This is a genomic window from Rhizobium sp. CB3060 (assembly GCF_025200735.1).
Lineage (GTDB): Bacteria > Pseudomonadota > Alphaproteobacteria > Rhizobiales > Rhizobiaceae > Rhizobium.
Genome location: NZ_CP104158.1, coordinates 370752 through 393937, shown reverse-complemented (window position 1 = coordinate 393937; position 23186 = coordinate 370752). Strand labels below are relative to the sequence as shown.

The window sequence follows — 23186 nt, the reverse complement described above, 5'->3', positions numbered from 1 at the left end:
TGGCCTTTCCTTCGCGTTCCATTTATTGTGCACTACATAAAGCATCAAGGGCGGCCACGCCGATTCTTGTCCGAATGTCTTCACGCATGGTTGTTTCTGATGACTATGCGCTGCAACACCGCCTGCCCACAGGAAGAAACAGACGATGTCCGCGCCGAATGCCCTCTTTACCGAAACCCTGATGCTGCTCGGAGGCGCCGTCGTCACGGCGCCGATCTTCAAGAAATTGGGGCTTGGCACCGTACTCGGCTATCTCGCCGCCGGCGTCGTCATCGGGCCAGTGCTGCACGGCATCGGCGATGGCGAATCCGTGTTTGCCGTCGCCGAACTCGGCGTCGTCTTCCTACTGTTCATCATCGGCCTGGAGTTGAAACCATCGCGCCTGTGGCAGATGCGGCGCGACATTTTTGGCCTCGGCACGGCGCAGGTGGTCCTGAGCGGACTGGCGCTGACGCTCGCCGCTTATCTCGCTCACATTGCCGGCTGGCGCGGCAGCATCATCGTCGGCTTCGGCTTGGCGCTCTCCTCCACGGCCTTTGCCATGCAGATCCTCGAGCAGGAAGGCGACGTCAACACCAAATACGGCCAGCGTTCCTTTTCCATGCTGTTGCTGCAGGATCTGGCGATCGTGCCGCTGCTTGCCCTGGTCACGGTTCTTGGCGGGCCGACGCAGGCTTCCAATCCGGTCCTGGACCTTGCCATCGCCGTCGGCGCCGTCGCGGCAATGATCATTGCCGGACGTTACCTGCTGACGCCGCTGTTCCAGGTCATTGCCCGCACCGGCGCACGCGAGGCGATGATTGCCGCCGCCCTGCTCGTCGTCATGGGATCGGCGACGCTGATGCAGCTTGCCGGCCTCTCCATGGCGATGGGGGCCTTTCTCTCCGGCGTGATGCTCGCCGAATCCTCCTATCGCCATGAGCTGGAGGCCGATATCGAGCCTTTCCGCGGCGTGCTGCTCGCCATCTTCTTCATCGCCGTCGGCCTGTCGCTCAAACTGGATGTCATCGCCGACAATTGGGCGCTGATCGTGCTTGCCGTGCCGGTCGTCATGGTCATCAAGGGCGTGATCATCTATGCGCTCTGCCGTGTGACCGGTTCGTCGCATGACGATGCCATCCGCATCGCCTGCCTGCTTCCCCAGGGGGGTGAATTCGGTTTCGTGCTGTTTAGTGCAGCCAGCGTTGGCGGCGGGCTCTTCTCCGCCAGCACGGCCTCATTGCTAATCGCGATCGTAACGCTCTCCATGGCGCTGACGCCGCTCGGTGCAGCGCTTTCGAAGCGCATGCTGACCGGCGATGGGCATGAGGAGCTGGACGAGGATTTCGAGGGTGCCGGCTCCGACGTGCTGATGATCGGCTTCTCGCGTTTCGGCCAAATCGCCGCGCAGATCCTGCTGGCCGGCGGCCGCGATGTCACCGTCATCGACTTTTCCGCCGATCGCATCCGCCAGGCCTCCAACTTCGGCTTCCGCATCTATTTCGGCGACGGCACCCGCAAGGACGTGTTGCGTTCGGCCGGCATCGACCGCGCCAAGCTGGTCGTCGTCAGCACGCATCAGCGCGAAATCACCGACAAGATCGTCGAACTCGTGCAGACGGATTATCCGCATGCCCGCATCTTCGTCCGTTCCTACGACCGTATTCACTCGATCGCGCTGCGCAACAAGGGCGTCGATTTCGAGCTGCGCGAAACGCTGGAATCCGGCCTGCTCTTCGGCCGCCGCACGCTGGAAGCCCTCGGTGTCAGCGAAGCCGACGCCTTCGAGATCGGTGAGGATATCCGCAAGCGTGACGAACAGCGGCTGGTGCTGCAGGTCAGCGAAGGATTGCAGGCCGGGCGCGACATGCTCTATTCACGGCCGGTCAGGCCGGAACCGCTGGTCAAACCAAAACGCAGCGCCGATGTTTTCAGCGACGACGACGATCTCTCCATGCCGGCGGAGGAGCCGGAACGAGCTTAGTTCTTTGCAGTGATCACCCGATCGAGGGCGAATTTGAGCTCTTCCTTGACGCTGGCGGACATGGCGAGGATATCGCGGGCCTTCAAAAAATCGAGCACGCCGGTGCGGCCGATTGGCGGGCGCAGGAATATCTGCGGTGAAAGCAGCCGCAGCTTCAGCGCGATATTGGACTGCATCGTCAGTTGCCCGGCACCGAACAGGCTCTCGATACGGTTCGGAATATGGGTGCCGTCGCCATCCGGCCCGCCTACAACGTCGATGCCGATGATGATGTCGGCAAGTCCGGCCAGATGCTCGTAGGGCACCGGATTCATGATGCCGCCATCGATCATGACGCGGTCGCCGACCTTGACCGGCATGAAGACGGCGGGAATGGCGGCGGAGGCAGCCAGGACCGGGAAAAGCTCGCCTTTTTCGGTCACCACCTCGGTCTGATCATAATAATCCGTCGTCACCACCTTTAGCGGGATATGCAGCTCGGAGAAATCTTCCGGAAAGGTTGAAGGCAAGAAAGCGCGCAGGATGCGTTCGAGATTGAACTGGCCGATCCGGAAGCTACGCATGTTCGGGGGCCGCAGACTCCACATCTTGTTCAGCACAGCCGGGCGGTTGCCCACCGTGGCGAGCGTATAGTCGCGGATTTCCGCACCGCTCATGCCAGCCGCCATGGCAGCGCCCATGATCGAGCCGATAGAGGCGCCGGCGATCGCGACCGGTCGGATGCCGAGTTCATCTAGCGCCTCGATGATATGAATATGGGCAAGGCCACGGGCACCGCCGCAGCCAAAGGCGACCGCGACGCTCGGCGTGCTGGATGTCGCGAGCGTATAATCGCTCCCAACAAAATCGGCATAGTCGCCCATGATCCTCTCCTTCCGCCACTAGGCCTGTCGAGGCTGATAACGGAAGAAATGCATCTTGCTGTCGCCGAAGGTCCGCTCTTCCAGGAAGAGAAAATCCGGCGCGACGGAAACCGTGACGTCGGCGCGTTCCTCGAGGATTGCCAAGGCTCCCGGTACCAGCCAGCCGCCGGCAGCGGCAGCGGCGAAGGCCTTCTCGCCCAGACCCTTGCCATAGGGCGGGTCGGCGAAGAGAAAATCGAAAGGCTCCAGATTGCCGACGCTGCCGAGATCGGTGGCGTCCCGCCGCAGCATGCGCGTGCGGCCGTGCAGGCCAAGCGCGTCGATATTTTCCCAAAGCAGGCCACGGCCTTCGACGCTGCTTTCGACGAAAAGCACATGGCGGCAACCGCGCGAAGCGGCTTCGAGCCCGACCGCGCCGGTGCCGGCAAAGACATCCATCATCCGCGTGCCATCGATGGCCTCGGGATAGGCATGGCTCAAGATATTGAAAAGGCTCTCGCGCGTGCGGTCCGCCGTCGGACGAATGTCGTTCGACTTCGGCACCGCAAGCGACCGACCGCGAAATTCACCGCCGACGATCCGCACCGCGCGTCAACCTCTTCCGCCCTTGGGGCCACCCCTGCCGGGGCCGCCACGACCGGGACCGCCGCGACCCGGGCCGCCAGACGGACGGCCTGTGCCACCGGGTTTACCGCCAAAGCCGCGCGAGCCGCCTTTTCCACCCGGTTTGCCGCCAAAGGACTTGCCGCCGCCCGGCTTCTTGCCGAAGGGCTTGCCGGCCGGCCGGTCCCCGTAGGAACGCTCGCCCTGCGGACGGTCACCCATGGGCCGATCACCGCGCGTGGGCCGATCACCACGCGGCGGGCGATCGCCGCGAGGACGTTCGGAGCGCTGTTCGCCGCCGAAAGACTTGGCCCGCGGACGCTCGTCTCCCTCAGCACGCGGCCGCCGGTCGCCGCGGGGTTTATCGCCATATGGACGATCGCCACGCGGTTTGTCGCCGAAAGAACGCTCTCCACGGGGCGGACGATCTCCGAAGGAGCGTTCGGAACGGCCTTCTCCCTGGAAGGATTTCGTACGGGGGCGATCACCGCCCTCGGGACGCGAGCCGCGTTCACCGCGCGGACGATCGCTAAACGGGCGCTCGCCGCGAGGACGGTCGCCAAACGAACGATCCCCGCGGGCGGGACGGTCGCCCTGCGGCCGATCACCTCGGGGACGATCACCAAAGGTTCGGTCATCCCGGGAGCGCTTGCGATCAAAGCCCTCGTCGTCGCGCGACTTGCGTGGTGCGACCTCGCTCGAACGGATCCACTCGCCATCCCCCTCGTCGACGCGGTTGATCCGAACGCGTGGGCCTTCGTCCGGGCGATCGAAGCCGCTACGCTGCGGGCGTTCCACTTCGCCGCGCTTTGCGGCGGTCCTTGCATTCTTGGCAGCCTTTGCAGCAGCCTTTTCGCCGAGCGGACGGGCACCAGGCGCCATCCAGACATTCGCGCTCCGACGCGGACCCAGCGGCTGGCGCTTCGGCCGGTCGTCGTCCTTGTGGCCGGCTTCGCGGCGCCCCTCATCCCGGCGGTCATCGCGCTTGGTGTCGAGACGGCTCAGGGCGCGCTCGCGCTTATCCTCGGGGCGCTCGCGACGCGGGCGCTCTTCCTTGGCCGCGCGAGCAGGCTTCGCCTCCGGCTCATCCTCGGCGGCAACGGCCGAGCTATTGTAAAGCGGCGCGTCGAAATTCGCCTTGGCGTCTTCCACCAGGCGGGGACCGAGCTGATCGCGCAGCGTGCGGCCACGCACTTCCAACACCCGGCCTTCCGGAAGCTCGCCGAGCTGGAAAGGGCCGTAGGAGATACGGATCAGGCGGTTGACCTCGAGGCCGAGCGCGCCGAGCACATTCTTGATTTCGCGGTTCTTGCCTTCGCGCAAGCCCATCGTGATCCAGACGTTGGACCCTTGCGTGCGGTCGAGCGTCGCCTCGATCGAGCCGTAGAGCACGCCGTCGACGGCGATGCCTTCCCGCAGCTTGTCCAGCGCTTCCTGATCGATCTCGCCGTGGGCGCGCACGCGATAGCGACGCAACCAGCCGGTGGTCGGCAGTTCCAGCACGCGGGCAAGGCCGCCGTCGTTGGTCAGCAGCAGCAGGCCTTCGGTGTTGATGTCGAGGCGGCCGATCGACATGACGCGCGGCAGCTCTTCCGGCAGGTTGTCGAAGACGGTCGGACGTCCTTCCGGATCGGCATTGGTGGTCACGAGGCCCGCCGGCTTGTGATAGAGCCACAGGCGCGTGCGCTCGATGCCGCGGATCGGCACGCCATCAACTTCGATCTTGTCGGCGAGCGTCACGTTGACCACCGGCGTATCCAGCAGCACGCCGTTCAGCTTCACACGGCCGTCCATGATCATGCGCTCGATGTCACGGCGCGACGCCACGCCGGCGCGCGCCATTACCTTGGAAATGCGTTCCGCTTTTCCATCCCCGCCTTCTGCCTCTGCCGCCACTTTGGCGGACACAGCCTTCGTCGGCTTGGCGTCATCGCGCGTCTTCGTCTGCTTGTCGCGGGTAAAGGGTTTGGACCCAGGCCGCTTGGGCTTGTCATTCATTGTCATTTGTTGTTTGCCTGAATTTTTAAGGCGTGTTCCTATCAGGTCACGCCCCCGCGGTTAAGTGGAAAATCTTAAATGGTGAATACAAATCACTTCATGGAGCTGGCGCTCGCCGAAGCGCGAAGCGCCGGCGCGCGCGGTGAAGTGCCTATCGGAGCCGTCCTCGTGGTCGACAATGCCGTTGTCGCCAAGGCCGGCAACCGCACCCGAGAGCTCAACGACGTCACCGCGCATGCCGAAATCGCCGTGATCCGCATGGCCTGCGAGGCACTCGGCCAAGAGCGGCTGACGGGTGCAGATCTCTATGTAACGCTGGAGCCGTGTACCATGTGCGCGGCCGCCATCTCGTTTGCCCGCATCCGCCGCCTTTATTACGGCGCGGAAGATCCGAAAGGCGGCGGCGTCGACAACGGCGTGCGCTTCTATCGCCAGCCAACCTGTCATCACGCGCCGGAAGTCTATTCGGGCATGGCCGAGCGGGATGCGGCCGATATTCTCAGGGAATTCTTCCAACAAAAACGCGTGGAAGACTAAAAAGCGGCTGATTTAACCGCCGCTTCAGCTAGAAAGACTTATTGGAAAGGCTTCCACCAACTGCTGTTGCTGGACTGCTGAGCGGCCTCGGCGTCCTTCTTGCGCTGCTTTTCCTTCTTGCTCTCGGGGGTGCCGAGATCGTTGAGAGCAGCCTCGTCGGAGACCTGGCGGTATTGCTGCGGCGGATCGATCAGGTAGCGGCGCTGATCGATATAGGTGCCGTCCTGATCCTGGCGCGCGGCCCGATAGGCGGCGGTCTGCTGCGCTTCGCTCACGCGGTTGCGGCCACTGTCGGCCTGAGCGAGCGGAGAGCGATAGTTAACATTGTTCTTGTTCTGATCGGCTTCCTCCGCCAGGCGCTTGCGCGAATCTTCCGGCGATTCCAGCCAGGCCGGATTATCCTTGCTGGCCAGCGACTGCTGCGGCGAGGTCAGGTTTTCCCTGTCGTTCTGGGCCGGAAGCACCAGGCCCGGGCGGTTCGGATATTTTACGCCCTTGTCCTTCGGCGTGGCCGCCGAAACGGATGCGATGTCGCTGATATCATCGAAGAGCTGTTCGCCGGCGGTCTTGTCCGTGCCGTAGCGCGGGCCGCTCATGCAGCCGGACATCAGACCGCAGCCAATCACGAGTGCCGCCAAGCTGACGCCGACACGAATCCTATGTATCGCTCTCATGAATACCCTTCCCAGCTACGCCGGTGCAACTATCGCAGAACCCCATTTCACGGCAACTGCCGCAAAAATCGGGCCATTTTCAGGCAGCTTTTACCGGATGAACGCCTCAAAGGCAATTCACCCGGTAATTTTCTTCAGTTGACAGCCATCAATTCGCGCAGAGCGGCCGCATCACGCGCAGAGACGTCGGGATATTCCGGATCGGAACCGACATCGGTGGTGATGCGCCAGGAGCGGGCGCACTTGCGGCCTTCGGCCAGCTTCGGCACGACACTTACCTTGGCGGCATCATCCAGGCGGAAGGCATCGGCGGGGCCTTCGCCGCCATTGATGGCGATATCGGAGGTGATGCAGATTTCCGAGAAATCCTGTCCTTCCAGCACCTTCAGTAGCTCCGGATCGGCGATATAGACGACGGGCGCGGCTTCCAGCGAGGAGCCGATGCGCTTGTCCTTGCGCTCGATTTCGAGAGCTCCGGTGACGACGCTGCGCACTGCGCGGATCTTTCTCCACTTCTCGGCCAGCGCCTCGTTCTTCCATTCGCCGGGAACGGTGACGAACTGTTCGAGATGCACCGAGACCGCCTGTGGATTACGCGACAGCCATGCTTCTTCCGTCGTGAACGGCAGCATCGGCGCCAGCCAAGTCACCATGCAATCGAAGATCGTGCGGATGACGGCAAGCGCTGCGCGGCGGCGCAGGCTCGACGGCGCATCGCAATAAAGCGCATCCTTGCGGACATCGAAATAGAAAGCCGAAAGCTCGACATTCGAGAAATCGATGAGGGCGCGGGCGATCCGCTTGAAGTCGAAGGCATCATAGCTTTCGCGCACGAGCTCATCGAGTTCCGCAAGACGGTGCAGCATGAGCTGCTCGAGCTCCGGCATCTCGGCACGGGCGATCACCTCGCCCTTGTCATGCGCGAGCGTGCCGAGCATCCAGCGGATGGTGTTGCGCAGCTTGCGATAGGCATCAATATTGGTCTGGATGATCGTCTTGCCGACGCGCAGATCCTCGGCATAATCCGACGTCATGACCCATAGACGCAGGATGTCGGCGCCGGCGTCCTTCATCACCTCCTGCGGCGAGGTGACATTGCCCTTGGACTTCGACATCTTCTCGCCCTTCTCGTCCATGGTGAAACCATGGGTAAGAACGGTATCGTAAGGCGCGCGGCCGCGCGTCGCGGCGCTTTCGAGCAGCGACGAATGGAACCAGCCGCGATGCTGGTCCGAGCCTTCCAGATAAAGGTCCGCCGGCCATTTCAGGTCCGGACGGTCTTCCAGCGTGAAGGTATGGGTCGAGCCCGAGTCGAACCAGACGTCGAGGATGTCCATGACCTGCGTCCAGGGCTCGTTGGCCTTTTCGCCGAGGAAGCGCTCGCGCGCGCCTTCGGCGAACCAGGCATCGGCGCCTTCCTTTTCGAAAGCATCGAGGATGCGGGCATCGACGCCCTCGTCTTGCAGGATTTGGCCCTCGTCATCGACGAAGATGCAGATCGGCACGCCCCAGGCGCGCTGGCGCGACAGAACCCAGTCCGGCCGCTGCTCGATCATGGCGCGCAAGCGGTTCTGGCCCGCGGCGGGCACGAAACGCGTATCGTCGATCGCTTTCAGGGCGCGCGAACGCAGCGTCGTGCCGTCAGCAAGGTCCTTGTCCATATAGACGAACCATTGCGGCGTGTTGCGGAAGATGACCGGCTTCTTCGAGCGCCAGGAATGCGGATAGGAATGCTTCAGCCGTCCGCGCGCAAAGAGCGTGTTCGTCTCGATCAGTGCCTTGATGACCAGATCGTTGGCATTGCCCTTCTTGCCGTTGTCGTCCATGACGCGGCCGCCGTCGAAGCCGGGGGCGTCGGCCGTGTAGAAGCCGGCATCATCGACCGGGAACGGGATGCGGGAGGAGATCCCACGCGCTTCAATCTGGCGGGCATGGCTCGTCCAGGCGTCGAAGTCCTCGCGGCCATGGCTTGGGGCGGTGTGCACGAAGCCGGTACCGGCATCGTCGGTCACATGATCGCCATCGAGCAACGGAACCTTGAAGTCGTAGCCGAGCGACGCCAACGGATGGGCGCAGATGCTCGCACCAAGCTCATCAGCGGTCACATCGCGCAGGCGCTTGAACTGCAGCTTCGCCTTGGCGAAGGATTCCTCGGCAAGCTTGTCGGCAAAGATCAGCTTTTCGCCTGGGCGCGGACCGAAATCATTGGCGGCTTCCGTCACCTCGTACAGGCCGTAGGAAACCCGCGACGAATAGGAGATCGCCCGGTTGCCGGGGATCGTCCAGGGCGTCGTGGTCCAGATGACGACGAAGGCATCGGCGAGCGCCGCCGGACCTTCGACGACCGGGAACTTCACCCAGATCGTATCGCTCTCGACATCGGCATATTCGACTTCGGCTTCCGCCAGTGCCGTACGCTCGACCACCGACCACATGATCGGCTTGGAGCCGCGATAGAGCTGACCGCTGCGGGCGATCTTCAAGAGCTCGCCGGCGATGCGGGATTCGGCGTGGAAGTTCATCGTCAGATAGGGATTGTCGAAATCACCGACGATGCCGAGACGGCGGAATTCCTCGGACTGGATCTTGATCCAGCCTGAGGCGAAGTCACGGCATTCCTGGCGGAATTCGTTGACCGGGACTTCGTCCTTGTTCTTGCCCTTCTCGCGGTATTTTTCCTCGATCTTCCATTCGATCGGCAGACCGTGGCAGTCCCAACCCGGAACATAATTGCTATCATAGCCGCGCATCTGGAACGAGCGGGTGATGACGTCCTTAAGGATCTTGTTCAGCGCGTGGCCGATATGGATGTTGCCGTTGGCATAGGGCGGACCGTCATGCAGCACGAATTTTTCGCGGCCGGCGGCGGAAGCGCGCAGCTTCTTGTAGAGGTTCATTTCCTGCCAGCGCTTGACGAGCTCCGGCTCCTTCTGCGGCAGGCCGGCGCGCATCGGGAAGTCGGTCTCGGGCAGGTAAAGGGTTTTCGAATAGTCGATCTTTTCAGCGGTATCGGTCATTGTTCTGACAATTGCCTCGGCGTCTCGGGCGTTTCGCGCCGGAAAGGCGCAGCCATATGGGGATTTTTCGGCGGCGGAAAGCGCCTCGGGAACAGGCGCCCAAAACCCGGACCTTCCGGCCGCTTAAAGCGCGCGGAAGGCCGGGCCAATAATTCGTATCGATAGGCTCAGCCGAAATTGGGTCATGGTTGGCGGTTCATAGGCGTTTTTTGCATGGAAAGAAAGAGGGATCAGCCGCCGCAGGGCATAGAAAGCCGCTGATGCTTCCACCCGCGGCCAATCGGAGCCCGCCCAATCAGGCCCGTGCCGCGTGACAATCAAGAAAAGGCGATGAACCGGTCGATATCCCCGAGCGGGCGGACGCCGGCGAGCAGCGCCCTCGCCTCCTCCTCATCCTTCCTGATCTGCGCCACCAGCGGGTCGAGGCCGTCGAACTTCAGTTCGGGCCGGAGATAACCGAAGAAAGAGACGGAACAGATCTGACCATAGAGATCGCCGCTGAAGTCGAAAACGAAGGTTTCGAGCAGCGGCGCCCCGTTGTCGGTCACCGTCGGGCGCCGGCCATAGCTGGCGACACCATCGCGAATGACGCCATCGGCGGCGCGAAAGCGCACGGCATAGATACCAGCCTTCAGCTCCGCTTCCGGTGGCAGCCGCATATTGGCGGTTGGGAAGCCCAGCGAGCGGCCGAGTTTTTCGCCGCCAATGACCTCTGCCTCGACCGTATAGCGATAGCCGAGCAGACCTGCAGCCTCCGCGACCTCGCCTTCCACCAGCAACGTCCGGATGCGGCTTGATGACACCACTTCGGCATTTTCATCGCGAAAGGCGTCGATCAGCGTCACGCCGAAGCCGTTCTTGCTGCCGGCATTCATCAGGAAGGCCGGACCGCCCTGGCGATCATGGCCGAAATGGAAATCGAAGCCGGTGACCACTTCGGAAGCATGCAGCCAGTCGATCAGAATCGAATGGACGAATTCATCGGCGGAACGCTGCGAAAAGGCCCGGTCGAAAGGATATTCAATGACGGCGTTGAAGCCGATCGCCTCGAGGAGTCGCGCCTTCAGCGGCGCCGGCGTCAGGCGGAAAACCGGCTGATCGGGCCTGAAGACGGTCCGCGGATGCGGCTCGAAGGTCAGGACCAGCGCCGGCACGCCGCGCTCCCGGGCGATCTCCAGCGCGCGATCGAGCACGGATTGATGGCCGCGATGCACGCCGTCGAAATTACCGATGGCAATGACGCCGCCTTTCAGATTGTCCGGCAGCGGTTCGCGGGTCTCATTGCGATGGAAGACGGTCATCGGCTACCACTCTCCTCAGACAAGGCGCGGCATCCACCACTTCGGCGACGCCTGTTCGCGCGCCAGGAAGGCGCCAAGCGCTGCCTCGTCGGTGTGACCGTCGACGACATATTCGCGGGCATGGATACCATGGCTTATATAAAGAAGATCGAGGCCGTAATCGAGCGCGCCGCGCACATCGGTCGGCATGCCGTCACCGATCGCGACAACACGCGACATCGGGAATTCGCCGCGCGCTTCGCGGGCCGCTGCGATCGAGGCATCGTAGATCGGCTGATGCGGCTTGCCGGCAATACGCGTCTCGCCGCCGAGCCGATCGTAATAAGCGGCCATGGCGCCGGCGCAGGGGATCATGCGGTGGCCACGCTCAACGACGAGATCGGGATTGGCGCAGATCAGCGGCACGTTGCGGGCCGACCAGGCTTTCAGCATGTCGGTATAATCGTCGGGGGTCTCGGTTTCGTCATCGAAGAAGCCGGTGCAGACGATGCATTCGGCCTCATCGGCTTCGACGCGTTCTACATCCAGCCCTTCGATAATGGCGATATCGCGCTCGGGACCGAGCAGAAATACCTTTTTTGGACCCTCGGCAATCAGGCGGCGGGTCACGTCGCCGGAGGTAACGATGCGGTCATAGGCGCTGTCGGGAACGCCGATCTGGCGCAATTGCTCGACCACTTTCGGCGCCACGCGGGGAGAATTGGTGATGAGGACGACGGTCAGCCCTTCGCCGCGCGCAGCTTCCAGCGCAACCGGCGCGTCCTCATATACCGACACGCCGTTGTGCAGCACGCCCCAGACATCACAGAGCGCGACATCATAAAGTTTGCCGATCTCGCGGAAGCTTTCGATACGCTTGCCCATGCAGTCCTCGTGGTCAAAGAAATCACGGGCTGACATTGCAAACCGGCCGGCAAATTACAAGAGCGGAGCGCAGGTTTTTGCACCGCACATAGACCGCTTCCGATTCATCCGGCGAAGCGCAGCAGGCAACCGGCCAAGGCAGATATGCCGAGTACGGTTGCCACCCCTGCCCGATGACGGAAGACGAGCACAGTGGCGAGAATGAAAAGCAGCAGCGCGGAAACATCAAGCGTAGTCCAGACCGGCCAGGCAATGCCGGCGATCGGAACGTTGGCATAGTCCCCACCCTGAATCTTGACGCGGTGGCTCAAAAGAACGAGCCGCCCGGTATCGGCGAAGAGCACATGCAGGCCAAACCAAACCGACAGATTGGCCATGACGCCGACGATCGCAGCCGTTATCGCGGCAAGAGCCGCCGACAGACCGGCGTGACCGCGCAGACGCTCGATGAAAGGGGCGCCGGCGAAAATGAAAAGAAAGCTCGGTGCGAACGTCGCCCACGCCGCGAGGCTGGCGCCGAGGAACCCTGCCGTCAACGGATCGAAGCCGAAGGGATTGCGGAAGCCGGCCATGAAGCCGACGAAACAGAGGACCAATACTAGCGGTCCTGGCGTCGTCTCCGCCAGCGCCAGACCATCCAGCATCTCGCCCGGCCGCAGCCAGGCGTAATGCTGGACAGCGGTCTGCGCGACATAGGCAAGCACGGCATAGGCGCCGCCAAAGGTAACCACTGCCATGCGGGAGAAGAAGGAGAAGATGGCGCCGAAGACATTTGTGCCGCCACTTAGCGTTTCGGCGACAATATCCTTGGGTCCATTTATGACATGGATCAGCAACAGCGGCGCCTGCCAGATCGCCAGCCAGCATAAGAGCGTGACCGCAGCGGTCCGCAGGCGGCCACTTCGCAGCGCTCCGATGCCGATATTGGTAATGGCAAGCCGAGGCAGTCGCGGCCGCCAGTGATCATCATGATAAGCGCGATAGAGAACCCGGCCATAACCCGAGAGGCCGGCCAAAAGCACCACCAGCGGAAATGGCAGATCGAAGACGAAAAGCAGAGTGAAGCTTGCGATCGCGACTGCAATATGAAAGCGGGTTCTCAGCGCCCGGCCGCTCAGCCGGATCAGCGCCTGCAGCACGATCGCCAGCACACCGGCCTTAATGCCAAAAAAGACCGTCGCAAGCAGGGTGGTATCGTGAAACAGGGCGTAGAAGGCCGATAGCGCCAGGATAACGGCGAAGCCCGGCACGATGAACAGAAGCCCCGCGATCAGGCCGCCACGGATGCCATGCAGCAGCCAGCCGATATAGGTGGCGAGCTGCTGCGCCTCCGGTCCCGGCAGCAGCATGCAATAGCTCAGTGCATGCAGAAAGCGCTCTTCATCGATCCAACGCTTCTCATCGACCAGAATGCGATGCATCAACGCGATTTGCCCGGCCGGGCCTCCGAAGCTTAATACGCCAACGCGCGCCCATACACGCGTGGCCTCACTAAGGGATGGGGTCGCGGCGAGATCGTCAACCAAAACGGTTTCACTCACGATTTTTTTGCTCCATGCGATACCCAGTCATGCTTTTCCTGCGTCGCGTCGCGCGCCCAGCGATAAAGCGCGTCATAACACAACATCCCTGCATCCAACTGTTCAATATCGTCAGCATACATGCGCGACAATCCGAGCGAGACGGCAAGCAAGCCGGCCGCCTGCGGTTCGAGGTCGAGCCTGTTGGTATCGGCGCCCCTGACGATGCGGGAAAGATGATGAAGCGCCGGGAGTTCGAGCCGGAATTCCTTTACCATCGTATCGAAAGTGCATTCCTCGTCGCGATGGCTCCAAAATACCCCTTCCACGTCGAAGGGCGTCGCGCCGAAACGTTGGGCGACGCCGTCGACTTCCTGAGGCGTGACAAAGAGAAACGACGCGCCGGGATCGACGAAGCGGCGGATCAGCCAGGGGCAGGCGATGCGATCGATCTTCGGCCGGGCGCGGGTCACCCACACGGTCGCACCCGACGCATTGGCTCCAGGCAGAATCGAAACCGGGATCAGCGGCAATCCCGCCGCCCGCCAGGCATCGAGGCCACCATCGAGGATTTCCGCCGCAGCACCGGCCAGCCGCAGCCAGGCGGCGACGCCTTCGCTGAGCTTGCCGCCATGCTGACAGAGGCAGACAACATTGCGGCCGCGAAATTCGGCGGCCCAAGCCTGAACGTTCTCATGATCCCGACGTCGCGAGGCCGGCAGCAGATAAGGATCGGCCTCAAAATCATCGGCGTCTCGAACATCGAGTATTGCGGGCGCTTTCGGCGTACCCAGCAGACGAAGAAGCTTTTCGGGAGTGATGGCGTTGAACGAAGTCATGTTACGTCCCTTCCAAAAGAGATGGACGCGAAACTCCGGCATGACGCCTCGTGGGGTATTCGCAAACCCCATATTGAAGATTTTCCGGCAAAAGCTGCGGCGAGTCAACGAAGAGCTGTCCGAAAAAATTCACGGACACATTCTTGACTCGTTTAGCGCCCAATCCTAAATCACCGTCCGCTAGCACTCGCTGAGGCAGAGTGCTAACAAAGCCCCATACGGATCCCCGCTGATCCGTGAATGTCATTTGATCGAGGGATTAGACAATGGCAAGCACCAATTTCCGCCCCCTTCATGACCGTGTCGTCGTTCGTCGCGTCGAGTCGGAAGAAAAGACCAAGGGTGGCATCATCATTCCGGACACCGCCAAGGAAAAGCCGCAGGAAGGCGAAATCGTCGCCGTCGGTTCTGGCGCCCGTGATGAATCCGGCAAGGTCGTAGCACTCGACGTCAAGGTTGGCGATCGCGTTCTGTTCGGCAAGTGGTCCGGCACCGAAGTCAAGCTCAACGGCGAAGACCTTCTGATCATGAAGGAAGCCGACATCATGGGCATCATCGGCTAATCCAGCCGATTTCCCCTTTTCCGATAAAGCTGACGGGCCATAAACCCGGACAACGCGAATTCAGGAGTTTCAAACATGGCAGCTAAAGAAGTAAAATTCGGCCGCAGCGCCCGCGAAAAGATGCTTCGTGGCGTCGACATCCTCGCTGACGCAGTGAAGGTCACGCTCGGCCCGAAGGGTCGTAACGTCGTTATCGACAAGTCCTTCGGCGCTCCGCGCATCACCAAGGACGGCGTCACCGTCGCCAAGGAAATCGAACTCGAAGACAAGTTCGAAAACATGGGCGCACAGATGGTCCGCGAAGTTGCTTCGAAGACCAACGACATCGCCGGCGACGGCACCACGACCGCAACCGTTCTCGCCCAGGCCATCGTTCGCGAAGGCGCCAAGGCCGTTGCAGCCGGCATGAACCCGATGGACCTGAAGCGCGGCATCGATCTCGCCGTTGCTGAAGTCGTCAAGGATCTCCAGGCCAAGGCCAAGAAGATCAACACCTCGGAAGAAGTCGCACAGGTCGGCACGATCTCCGCAAACGGCGAAAAGCAGATCGGTCTCGATATTGCTGAAGCCATGCAGAAGGTCGGCAACGAAGGCGTCATCACGGTTGAAGAAGCCAAGACCGCCGAAACCGAACTCGAAGTCGTCGAAGGCATGCAGTTCGACCGCGGCTACCTCAGCCCCTACTTCGTGACCAACCCGGAAAAGATGATCGCCGACCTCGAAGACGCGTTCATCCTCCTGCACGAGAAGAAGCTCTCGAACCTGCAGGCCATGCTTCCGGTTCTCGAAGCTGTCGTGCAGACCGGCAAGCCGCTCCTCATCATCGCTGAAGACGTCGAAGGCGAAGCTCTTGCTACGCTCGTCGTCAACAAGCTGCGCGGTGGTCTGAAGATCGCTGCCGTCAAGGCTCCGGGCTTCGGCGATCGCCGCAAGGCCATGCTGGAAGACATCGCCATCCTGACGGGCGGCACTGTCATCTCCGAAGACCTCGGCATCAAGCTCGAATCTGTCACCCTCGACATGCTCGGCCGCGCCAAGAAGGTTTCGATCTCCAAGGAAAACACCACGATCGTCGACGGTTCGGGCGCTAAGTCCGACATCGAAGGCCGCGTTGCCCAGATCAAGGCCCAGATCGAAGAAACCACCTCCGACTACGACCGCGAAAAGCTGCAGGAACGTCTTGCCAAGCTCGCTGGCGGCGTTGCCGTCATCCGCGTCGGCGGCTCGACGGAAGTCGAAGTCAAGGAAAAGAAGGACCGCATCGACGACGCTCTGAACGCGACGCGCGCTGCTGTTCAGGAAGGCATCGTACCGGGCGGCGGCACGGCTCTGCTGCGCTCCTCCGTCAAGATCACCGCAAAGGGTGAAAACGACGACCAGGAAGCCGGCATCAACATCATCCGCCGTGCTCTGCAGGCTCCTTGCCGCCAGATCGCTGAAAACGCTGGTGATGAAGCCTCCATCGTTGTCGGCAAGATCCTCGACAAGAACGAAGACAACTGGGGCTACAACGCTCAGACGGGCGTCTATGGCGACATGATCTCCATGGGCATCGTCGACCCGGTCAAGGTCGTTCGCACGGCTCTGCAGGACGCAGCTTCGGTTGCTTCGCTGCTGATCACCACCGAAGCCATGATCGCCGAGCTGCCGAAGAAGGACGCTCCGGCTGGCATGCCAGGCGGCATGGGCGGCATGGGCGGCATGGACATGATGTGATAGGGCGTCAGCCCGATCACAGGAATGTCCATAAAGCTTCGCCCATGCATCTTTGATGCTTCAGGCCGCCAAGCGGCCTGAAGTGGCGGCATGGACATGATGTGATAGGGCGTCAGCCTTATTGCGACTGTTCGTTCCGGCATCCGGAATTGACGAAGGGCGGCCCTCGGGTCGCCCTTTTCATTTATGATGAACCTGCCGCCGCGCAAGGTTCGACAGATTTTGTAACTGCGCAAATTTACGCAAATTGCCCCATTGCCGTTTTTATAAAAGCTCCTATAAATCGCAGCGCAATGACGTTCGGGGGGACTGTTGCAGAGCACACAAATTTTACTTGATTTCGGCCCACCTTATCCGCGGGCAAGCACCGTCATAACCTTTTGGATAGATAGTTCAGGTAGAATCATTACTTGAAGTGACTTGAAGCATTCAATTGACGATCCGGAAGCACGCCCGGGGGGATGGGTTCAGCGAGGATGCCTTCGCGATCCATAGCTGTGCAATATACGGAGCCACGCTCTGATCAATAAGGCATGGAATTCGATTGAAGCGCGCGCAGGGGAACCCGCGCCTCAAGCTGGGGAATATCTTGTTCAAGATCGCCAAAGCCAATCTTGCTGCACCTTTCGCTCCGGGGTCATTGGAGTTCAGTGGACATGACCCTGATCTTCTGGCGCAGTTCTGTGTCTCCGAGGGATGGACCGGTGATTTATCGAGCGGCATCATCAAGCTCGGTCAATGGGGCACGATGCTGCACGGGTTGACTTCGTCCGAATGCGGCCTGTTGAGCCTGATGCATTGCTACGACGCCCATGACCGTGCCCGCATCCTCGACCTGTTCGAGCAGGCAGCAACCGCCTCGTCCAGCTTCTGCTACTCCACCACCGCACTCGGCGTCGGGGGCCACCGCCAACCGATCTTCTGCGTCGGCGAATCCATCGGCACGGAAGGAAAACACGCCGGCAGCATGGTGGGCGTCTTCCTGTTTCCGCGTTTCAAGCTCGAGCCGGGCAGCCAGTTGGCGAGCCGGCAGTAGATCCTAAACGCAAAAGGCCGATCCTTTCGGACCGGCCTTGCATCTTGCGCGGAAATACTCGCGATCAATCCCGTTTCGGGATGTTCAGCCCGCGTTGGCTCGCCGGGCGAGCGATAGCGCGTTCAAGCCAATCCGTGACCGCCGGGAAACTTGCGAAATCGAGAACTTCCCGGCCGCCGTAAAAGACATCGACGCCCCGGACCCACGGAAAAGTGGCAATGTCGGCGATGGTATATTCGTCGCCCATGATCCACTGGCGGCCCTGCAGGCGGCTTTCCAAGACGCTCAACAGGCGCTTGCTTTCATCACGATATCGCTCGACCGGATAGGCGTTGTTGGCGACCTTGTCGGCGGCGAATTTGAAGAAGTGGCCGAACTGTCCGAACATCGGGCCAATGCCGGCCATCTGGAAGAACACCCATTGCAATGTTTCATAGCGCCCGGCCGCATCCCGGGGCATCAGCTTACCTGTCTTTTCGGCGAGATAGACGAGGATGGCACCCGATTCGAACAGGCCGATCGGCTTACCGTCAGGGCCGTTGGGATCGATGATCGCGGGAATGCGGCCGTTGGGATTGAGCGAGACGAATTCCGGCGACTTCTGGTCGTTGGTGCTAAAGGAAATCAGATGTGGCTCATAGGGAAGGCCAAGTTCTTCGAGCGCAATCGATACCTTGACGCCGTTCGGCGTCGGCAGTGAGTAGAGCTGGATAATATCCGAATTGCTGGCAGGCCAGCGCTTGGTAATTGGAAATGAAGACAGATCGGCCATGGGGCTTCCTTCTGAAAATCATGATTTGGCGAATGAATTCGCGCCAACATAATCGATATGGAGCATATGGGAAGATGTCGACCGCAGGGAGATTGTTCAACAATTGTGAACTAATCGTGCGCACTTGTTTATCTTTCCAATCGCACTAAAATCGCGAATAACGGGTCTCAGAAATTGTCGCTCGCGGCACTCACCACCTTTACAGGAGACCGTCATGTCCAACACCAATAACATCATCATCCTTGTGGCGCGCATCCTGCTCGCCTTCATGTTTATCTTCGCCGGCTTCGGCAAGCTTGCCGATCCGTCAAGCACCGCAGGCATGATTGCCGGCGCCGGCATGCCTGCCGCCACGCTTCTCACCTATCTCGCTGGTGCCTTCGAATTCGTGACCGGCGTCTGCGTTCTCGTCGGCTTCCAGATCCGCATCGTCGGCTGGCTGCTCGCCCTGTTCTGCGTCTTCACCGGCATTGTCTTCCACCTGCCGACCGTCAACGTTCCTGACTTTCCGGCTGCCGCCAATGGCTGGATCAACGGCCTGAACTTCGTCAACTTCCTGAAGAACGTCACGCTCGCTGGCGCCTACATCATGCTCGCCACCAATGGCCCGGGCGCCTATTCGCTCGACGCACGCCGCGGCGCCTACGCAGCCGCCTGATCGCTCAAGGCCTCCCAAGCATCAAAAACCCGCCGGAATTTCCGGCGGGTTTTTTGTATCGTCAAACAGATCGGCAAATATCAAAGCGCGCCGCGTACGGCGACGATGATGCGCTGAACCAAGGGATCGCTCTCATGGCTTTCCTTGCGCGCCCGGACGAGGCAGGCCTCGGAGCGCAAGATGATCCCATCAGACAGAACCTTCAGATGGTTCGCCCGCAAGGTCGAGCCGGTGGAGGTGATGTCGACGATGATGTCGGCCGAGCCGGAAGCGGGTGCTCCTTCGGTGGCGCCGAGGCTTTCGACGATGCGATAGAGCTGGATGCCGTGCTGGCTGGAGAAGAACTGCTGCGTCAGCCGCCAATATTTCGTCGCGACCGTCAGCCTGCGACCATGACGGGCGCGGAAATCGGCGGCGACGTCGCCGAGATCAGCCATGGTATCGACATCGAGCCAGATATCCGGCACCGCGACGACGACATCGGCATGACCAAAACCAAGCCTTGCGCAGAATTCGACACGGCGATCGGCCTCCGCCATGCCTTCGCGCACGAGATCTTCGCCGGTAATGCCGAAATCGACGCTGCCGTTGCCGATCTCGCGCGAGATTTCCGAGGCCGACAGGAAAGCGATCTCGACGCCGTCCCAGCCTTCGACACGGCCGCGATAGGAGCGATCATTGCCGACGGCGACGATGGGCATGCCGGCGCGCTCGAAGACCGCCGAGCAATCGTCCTTCATGCGGCCCTTGGAGGGAAGCGCTATGGTGATGGTCATCAGGCGGCCCTCGCGGTTTCGATGCGGTCGAGCCAGAGCGCGAAGCCGACGGCCGGAATGTGGTCCTTGGCGCCGAGCAGTGTCAGCAGCCGGTCAAAACGGCCGCCGCCGGCGAGCACTGCCGGCGATCCTTCCACCATCACCTCGAAGACGAGGCCGGTGTAATAGTCGAGCGGACGGCCGAAGGCGGCGCGATACTCGATCTGGGCAGCGTTGACGCCGGCCTTGGCAAGGGCCGCAACGCGGGCATCGAAACGCTCAAGCGCAGTTCCGAGCTTCAGCCCGGCCGCATCGGCAAAGCCGGCCAGCGCGGAAGATGCCTCGGCGAGCGGCAGGCGGAGCGACAGGAATTCCTCCAGGACACCGAAAGCGGCATCATCGAGCCGCGTTTCCGAGAGAACCAGCTTTTCGCGAAGACGGCGGGCGATCTCCTGCGGCGAGCGGCTGGCATTGGTGGAATAGCCGGTCGCCTTCATGGTGCTGTCGATATGCTTGACCAGCCCCTGCTCGTCGCCGCGCGTCAGAAAATCAAACACATGCGGATCAAGGCCAGTGACCGGCTGCGGGCTTGCGAGCCGTGCCAGCAGCGTTTGGAGCTGCGTCATATTGCCGAAGGCATGCACCAGGCGCTTCTGCCAGCCGGAGGGCAGACCGAGCGCCTGCACGACGGCCTCGAAAACGGCTTGATCGCCGAGCGTCACCGATAGCGCCCTGCCCGGCACCAGCCGATTGAGAATGCCGATGGCATCACCGATGAGGCGGGCGTCGGCGCCGGCGATATCGCGGTCGCCAAGATCTTCTATTCCCGCCTGATAGAATTCATTGCCGCCTTCGCGGCGCTGGCGGAAGATCTCGCCAAGATAGGAATAGCGCTTCGGCGTACCGGTCGCGGTCTCGATATGACGCAGGCAGACAGGAATGGTGAATTCGGGACGCAGGCAGAGGCTGGCACCGGTCTCGTTCTCCGTCATGAAGATACGGCGGCGCAGGTCTTCGCCCGCCATGTCGAGAAAGGGCTCGGCCGGCTGGATGATCGGCGTATCCACCCGCTCCGTTCCGCGGGCACCGAACTCGGCTAGGAGATCGCCGGCAAAATCTGGGAGGTTGATCAGGGGCATGGGAGTACCTCCTCCTTCTCCCCGGCGGGGAGAAGGGAATAGACGCATCTTCCATCGCCCTTCAACCTCGTGAAGATCGACAGGGCGCGACACAAGAGGTCGTCCCCTCGCCCCGCCTGCGGGGAGAGGGCTAGGGTGAGGGGCAAGGCCGCACACTCAGACATTGCCGGCCGCCCTCTTGCGGTCTTCCGCCTGCGCCGCCAAAATCTCCTGCACCTTGGTCACCAGATCGGCTTCCGGCGCGGTTTCCTGCGCGACGCGGGCCTCGCGCCAGCTCGCATTGTCCTCGATCTCGCCGGAGAGGCGCTTGCCCTCGATCAGATCCTTGAGTTGCACGACACCTTGCGCGCGCTCGTCGCCGCCCTGAATGATGGCGATCGGGCAGCCGCGGCGATCGGCATATTTGAGCTGATTGCCGAACTTCTTCCAATTGCCCTGAAACATCTCGGCGCGGATACCGGCGGCGCGCAATTGCTGCGTCATCCGCTGATAGCGGCCCATCGCCTCGACATCGCCGTCCATGACGGTGACCAGGACGGGGGCGATCACCTCGTCCTGACCGAGCTTGCCAAGATTCTTCAAGGCCGTCATCAGGCGCGAGACGCCGATGGAGAAGCCCGTGGCCGGAACCGGCTGCCCCATGAAACGTGAGACGAGTCCGTCATAACGGCCACCGCCGCCAACCGAGCCGAAGACGACCTTTTCGCCCTTTTCATTGGTAACGTCGAACAGGAGCTCGGCTTCGTAGACCGGGCCGGTATAATATTCGAGGCCGCGCACGACGGACGGATCGATCTTGATGCGATCGGAATGATAGCCGGCGCTGGTGACGAGCGAGCCGATCAGGTTCAGCTCCTCGACGCCTTCGCTGCCGTTGGACGTGCCGGCGACAAGCTCAGCAAGCCGGACGGCACTTTCGGCATAATCCTTGATACCGACGAAGAAGAGCACCTTCTCGATTTGGTCGGCGTTCAGCCCGGCACCCTTGGTGAAATCGCCGGACTCGTCCTTGCGGCCCGGCCCGAGCAGCAGCGCAACACCTTCCGGCCCGAACTTGTCGAGCTTATCGATGGCGCGCAGCACGTTCAGCCGCTGGCCCGCCTTGTCGTCGCCGCCGAGACCGATCGCCTCGAGCACGCCATCCAGAACCTTGCGGTTGTTGACGCGGACGACATAGTCGCCGCGCTTAATGCCAAGCGACTCCAGCGTGTCGGCCATCATCATGCACATTTCGGCATCGGCCTGCACGCCCGGCGCGCCGACCGTATCGGCGTCGAACTGCATGAACTGGCGGAAGCGGCCCGGGCCTGGCTTCTCGTTGCGGAAGACATAGCCGGCACGATAGGTGCGGTAGGGAAGCTGGATTTCGTTGAAATTCTCCGCGACATGACGGGCGAGCGGCGCCGTCAGGTCGTAGCGCAGCGACATCCACTGCTCGTCGTCATCCTGAAGCGAGAATACGCCCTCGTTCGGACGATCGCTATCGGGCAGGAACTTGCCGAGCGCATCGGTATATTCGAACAGCGGCGTTTCGACGGGATCGAAACCATAATGCTCATACACGGCCCGGATCTTGGCGGTCATTTCGTTGACGGCGCGAATATCGCTCGCCGAACGATCGACAAAGCCACGCGGCAAGCGGGCCTTGAGCTTCTGCGGTTTCTTTTGTTTATCGCTCATTTGCAGGATAATCCGGTACGGGAACAGTGGCGGTTAACTAGCGGATAGCGCGGGATGCGGCAAGGATTGTGTATGTTCTCATCTGACAAAACTGACAGTGACAGACGGACCTGAAGCATCTATATTTGGGATACACGCATCCCGACTGTTACAGGGACCAACTTTAATGAGCAAGCAGACAGCTATCCGTTTGCCAGATGAGACCTATGAGCGCCTACAGGCTCTGGCCGAACGCACCGGTCGTACAGCAACCTACTATATCCGGCAGGCGATTGAAGCACATCTGCAGGACCTGGAGGACGTGTATTTGGCTGAGCGGGCCATGGAGCGGATTAAGAAGGGCGAAGACGAGATCGTAAGCTCCGAGGAGTTCTGGCGTGGTCTGGACGATTGAGTACGCCCGATCTGCTCGCAAATTCGTTGAAAAACTCGACCCAAAGACACGCAGGAGAATAAGGGACTTTCTGGAAGAGCGTCTTCCGAGCCTGCACGATCCGCGCCAGGTCGGCGACGCTTTGCAAGGTGCAAAACTCGGAAACTATTGGCGTTATCGGGTTGGCGACTATCGGATCATTTGCGATCTGCAGGATAGCCGGCTGGTCGTGTTAGTCGTCGAAATCGGCAACCGTCGCGACATCTATCGTTGAGCGCCCCTTACTGCGGTGTGCGTGGGAATTTGAGCGGACGA

General features: G+C 61.4%; 21 protein-coding genes. 8 read left to right on the top strand and 13 right to left on the bottom strand.

The features are described 5' to 3' along the window. Positions 1–145 precede the first annotated feature (145 nt). On the top strand, positions 146–1963 hold the full coding sequence (locus N2601_RS01915) for a monovalent cation:proton antiporter-2 (CPA2) family protein (RefSeq protein ID WP_104822135.1): 1818 nt from the start codon (positions 146–148) through the stop codon (positions 1961–1963). Here N2601_RS01915 and N2601_RS01910 read toward each other — a convergent pair. The 3 genes from N2601_RS01910 to N2601_RS01900 are packed head-to-tail and all read right to left on the bottom strand — an operon-like array spanning position 1960 to position 5433. Beyond that, positions 1960–2826 (bottom strand): patatin-like phospholipase family protein, encoded by an 867-nt coding sequence (locus tag N2601_RS01910; RefSeq protein ID WP_104822134.1) that lies wholly within the window; start codon positions 2824–2826, stop codon positions 1960–1962. The genes N2601_RS01915 and N2601_RS01910 overlap by 4 nt on opposite strands. An 18-nt stretch (positions 2827–2844) precedes the next feature. Further along, a complete protein-coding gene (gene rsmD / locus N2601_RS01905; protein WP_104822133.1) occupies positions 2845–3411 on the bottom strand; it encodes a 16S rRNA (guanine(966)-N(2))-methyltransferase RsmD in 567 nt (188 codons plus the stop codon). A gap of 6 nt (positions 3412–3417) precedes the next feature. Next, positions 3418–5433 carry a pseudouridine synthase gene (locus tag N2601_RS01900; protein WP_104822132.1) on the bottom strand — a complete coding sequence of 672 codons (2016 nt, stop codon included), beginning with the start codon at positions 5431–5433 and terminating at the stop codon, positions 3418–3420. A 72-nt stretch (positions 5434–5505) separates the two neighbouring features. Here N2601_RS01900 and N2601_RS01895 point away from each other — a divergent pair, with 72 nt between their 5' ends. Continuing rightward, on the top strand, positions 5506–5964 hold the full coding sequence (locus tag N2601_RS01895) for a nucleoside deaminase (protein WP_104822131.1): 459 nt from the start codon (positions 5506–5508) through the stop codon (positions 5962–5964). 38 nt (positions 5965–6002) lie between these two features. Here N2601_RS01895 and N2601_RS01890 read toward each other — a convergent pair whose 3' ends face one another. The 6 genes from N2601_RS01890 to N2601_RS01865 all read right to left on the bottom strand — a co-directional run bounded on the left by N2601_RS01890 (position 6003) and on the right by N2601_RS01865 (position 14179). Further along, positions 6003–6638: a hypothetical protein gene (locus N2601_RS01890; protein WP_104822130.1), complete on the bottom strand. Its 636-nt coding sequence runs from the start codon at positions 6636–6638 to the stop codon at positions 6003–6005. A gap of 134 nt (positions 6639–6772) precedes the next feature. Continuing rightward, positions 6773–9655: an isoleucine--tRNA ligase gene (gene ileS / locus N2601_RS01885; RefSeq protein WP_104822129.1), complete on the bottom strand. Its 2883-nt coding sequence runs from the start codon at positions 9653–9655 to the stop codon at positions 6773–6775. A 317-nt stretch (positions 9656–9972) separates the two neighbouring features. Beyond that, entirely contained in the window at positions 9973–10956 is a 984-nt protein-coding gene (locus N2601_RS01880) for a bifunctional riboflavin kinase/FAD synthetase (protein WP_104822128.1), read from the bottom strand. Positions 10957–10971: 15 nt separating this feature from the next. Next, positions 10972–11820 (bottom strand): TIGR01459 family HAD-type hydrolase, encoded by an 849-nt coding sequence (locus N2601_RS01875; RefSeq protein WP_104822127.1) that lies wholly within the window; start codon positions 11818–11820, stop codon positions 10972–10974. 104 nt (positions 11821–11924) lie between these two features. Beyond that, on the bottom strand, positions 11925–13361 hold the full coding sequence (gene chrA, locus N2601_RS01870) for a chromate efflux transporter (protein ID WP_199773520.1): 1437 nt from the start codon (positions 13359–13361) through the stop codon (positions 11925–11927). Next, complete coding sequence (locus tag N2601_RS01865; RefSeq protein WP_104822125.1) at positions 13358–14179, bottom strand: chromate resistance protein ChrB domain-containing protein; 822 nt, start codon at positions 14177–14179, stop codon at positions 13358–13360. The genes chrA and N2601_RS01865 overlap by 4 nt, the downstream gene beginning before the upstream one ends. A gap of 266 nt (positions 14180–14445) precedes the next feature. Between N2601_RS01865 and groES the strand changes: the two genes are divergently transcribed. From groES to N2601_RS01850, 3 genes are all read left to right on the top strand, one after another. Next, complete coding sequence (groES, locus tag N2601_RS01860) at positions 14446–14742, top strand: co-chaperone GroES (RefSeq protein WP_004109735.1); 297 nt, start codon at positions 14446–14448, stop codon at positions 14740–14742. 75 nt (positions 14743–14817) lie between these two features. Continuing rightward, positions 14818–16458, top strand: coding sequence for a chaperonin GroEL (gene groL, locus N2601_RS01855; RefSeq protein WP_104822124.1), 1641 nt, complete (start codon positions 14818–14820; stop codon positions 16456–16458). A gap of 589 nt (positions 16459–17047) precedes the next feature. Beyond that, complete coding sequence (locus tag N2601_RS01850; RefSeq protein WP_199773562.1) at positions 17048–17494, top strand: hypothetical protein; 447 nt, start codon at positions 17048–17050, stop codon at positions 17492–17494. 64 nt (positions 17495–17558) lie between these two features. Here the strand turns inward: N2601_RS01850 and N2601_RS01845 are convergent, their stop codons facing one another. Next, a complete protein-coding gene (locus N2601_RS01845; RefSeq protein ID WP_104822122.1) occupies positions 17559–18266 on the bottom strand; it encodes a glutathione binding-like protein in 708 nt (235 codons plus the stop codon). A gap of 214 nt (positions 18267–18480) precedes the next feature. Here N2601_RS01845 and N2601_RS01840 point away from each other — a divergent pair, with 214 nt between their 5' ends. Continuing rightward, on the top strand, positions 18481–18924 hold the full coding sequence (locus tag N2601_RS01840) for a DoxX family protein (RefSeq protein WP_104822121.1): 444 nt from the start codon (positions 18481–18483) through the stop codon (positions 18922–18924). A gap of 80 nt (positions 18925–19004) precedes the next feature. On the opposite strand, the gene hisG is transcribed toward N2601_RS01840, so the two are convergent. From hisG to hisS, 3 genes are all read right to left on the bottom strand, one after another. Next, a complete protein-coding gene (gene hisG / locus N2601_RS01835; protein ID WP_104822120.1) occupies positions 19005–19700 on the bottom strand; it encodes an ATP phosphoribosyltransferase in 696 nt (231 codons plus the stop codon). Beyond that, positions 19700–20818, bottom strand: coding sequence for an ATP phosphoribosyltransferase regulatory subunit (locus tag N2601_RS01830; RefSeq protein WP_104822119.1), 1119 nt, complete (start codon positions 20816–20818; stop codon positions 19700–19702). Before N2601_RS01830 ends, hisG begins: the two co-directional genes overlap by 1 nt. Positions 20819–20974: 156 nt before the next feature. Next, positions 20975–22498 carry a histidine--tRNA ligase gene (gene hisS, locus N2601_RS01825; RefSeq protein ID WP_104822118.1) on the bottom strand — a complete coding sequence of 508 codons (1524 nt, stop codon included), beginning with the start codon at positions 22496–22498 and terminating at the stop codon, positions 20975–20977. Positions 22499–22664: 166 nt separating this feature from the next. Here hisS and relB point away from each other — a divergent pair, with 166 nt between their 5' ends. Both relB and N2601_RS01815 read left to right on the top strand, forming a co-directional pair. After that, entirely contained in the window at positions 22665–22892 is a 228-nt protein-coding gene (relB, locus tag N2601_RS01820) for a type II toxin-antitoxin system RelB family antitoxin (RefSeq protein WP_104822117.1), read from the top strand. Beyond that, positions 22876–23145: a type II toxin-antitoxin system RelE family toxin gene (locus N2601_RS01815; protein ID WP_104822116.1), complete on the top strand. Its 270-nt coding sequence runs from the start codon at positions 22876–22878 to the stop codon at positions 23143–23145. Before relB ends, N2601_RS01815 begins: the two co-directional genes overlap by 17 nt. The last annotated feature ends 41 nt before the right edge of the window (positions 23146–23186 follow it).

What these genes read in the sequence shown, in the direction of transcription:
- N2601_RS01915 (WP_104822135.1), top strand. Translation starts at nt 146, where the DNA reads ATGTCCGCGCCGAATGCCCTCTTTACCGAAACCCTGATGCTGCTCGGA.
- N2601_RS01910 (WP_104822134.1), bottom strand. Translation starts at nt 2,826, where the DNA reads ATGGGCGACTATGCCGATTTTGTTGGGAGCGATTATACGCTCGCGACA.
- N2601_RS01900 (WP_104822132.1), bottom strand. Translation starts at nt 5,433, where the DNA reads ATGACAATGAATGACAAGCCCAAGCGGCCTGGGTCCAAACCCTTTACC.
- N2601_RS01895 (WP_104822131.1), top strand. Translation starts at nt 5,506, where the DNA reads ATGGTGAATACAAATCACTTCATGGAGCTGGCGCTCGCCGAAGCGCGA.
- N2601_RS01890 (WP_104822130.1), bottom strand. Translation starts at nt 6,638, where the DNA reads ATGAGAGCGATACATAGGATTCGTGTCGGCGTCAGCTTGGCGGCACTC.
- ileS (WP_104822129.1), bottom strand. Translation starts at nt 9,655, where the DNA reads ATGACCGATACCGCTGAAAAGATCGACTATTCGAAAACCCTTTACCTG.
- N2601_RS01880 (WP_104822128.1), bottom strand. Translation starts at nt 10,956, where the DNA reads ATGACCGTCTTCCATCGCAATGAGACCCGCGAACCGCTGCCGGACAAT.
- N2601_RS01875 (WP_104822127.1), bottom strand. Translation starts at nt 11,820, where the DNA reads ATGGGCAAGCGTATCGAAAGCTTCCGCGAGATCGGCAAACTTTATGAT.
- N2601_RS01865 (WP_104822125.1), bottom strand. Translation starts at nt 14,179, where the DNA reads ATGACTTCGTTCAACGCCATCACTCCCGAAAAGCTTCTTCGTCTGCTG.
- groES (WP_004109735.1), top strand. Translation starts at nt 14,446, where the DNA reads ATGGCAAGCACCAATTTCCGCCCCCTTCATGACCGTGTCGTCGTTCGT.
- groL (WP_104822124.1), top strand. Translation starts at nt 14,818, where the DNA reads ATGGCAGCTAAAGAAGTAAAATTCGGCCGCAGCGCCCGCGAAAAGATG.
- N2601_RS01845 (WP_104822122.1), bottom strand. Translation starts at nt 18,266, where the DNA reads ATGGCCGATCTGTCTTCATTTCCAATTACCAAGCGCTGGCCTGCCAGC.
- N2601_RS01840 (WP_104822121.1), top strand. Translation starts at nt 18,481, where the DNA reads ATGTCCAACACCAATAACATCATCATCCTTGTGGCGCGCATCCTGCTC.
- hisG (WP_104822120.1), bottom strand. Translation starts at nt 19,700, where the DNA reads ATGACCATCACCATAGCGCTTCCCTCCAAGGGCCGCATGAAGGACGAT.
- N2601_RS01830 (WP_104822119.1), bottom strand. Translation starts at nt 20,818, where the DNA reads ATGCCCCTGATCAACCTCCCAGATTTTGCCGGCGATCTCCTAGCCGAG.
- hisS (WP_104822118.1), bottom strand. Translation starts at nt 22,498, where the DNA reads ATGAGCGATAAACAAAAGAAACCGCAGAAGCTCAAGGCCCGCTTGCCG.
- relB (WP_104822117.1), top strand. Translation starts at nt 22,665, where the DNA reads ATGAGCAAGCAGACAGCTATCCGTTTGCCAGATGAGACCTATGAGCGC.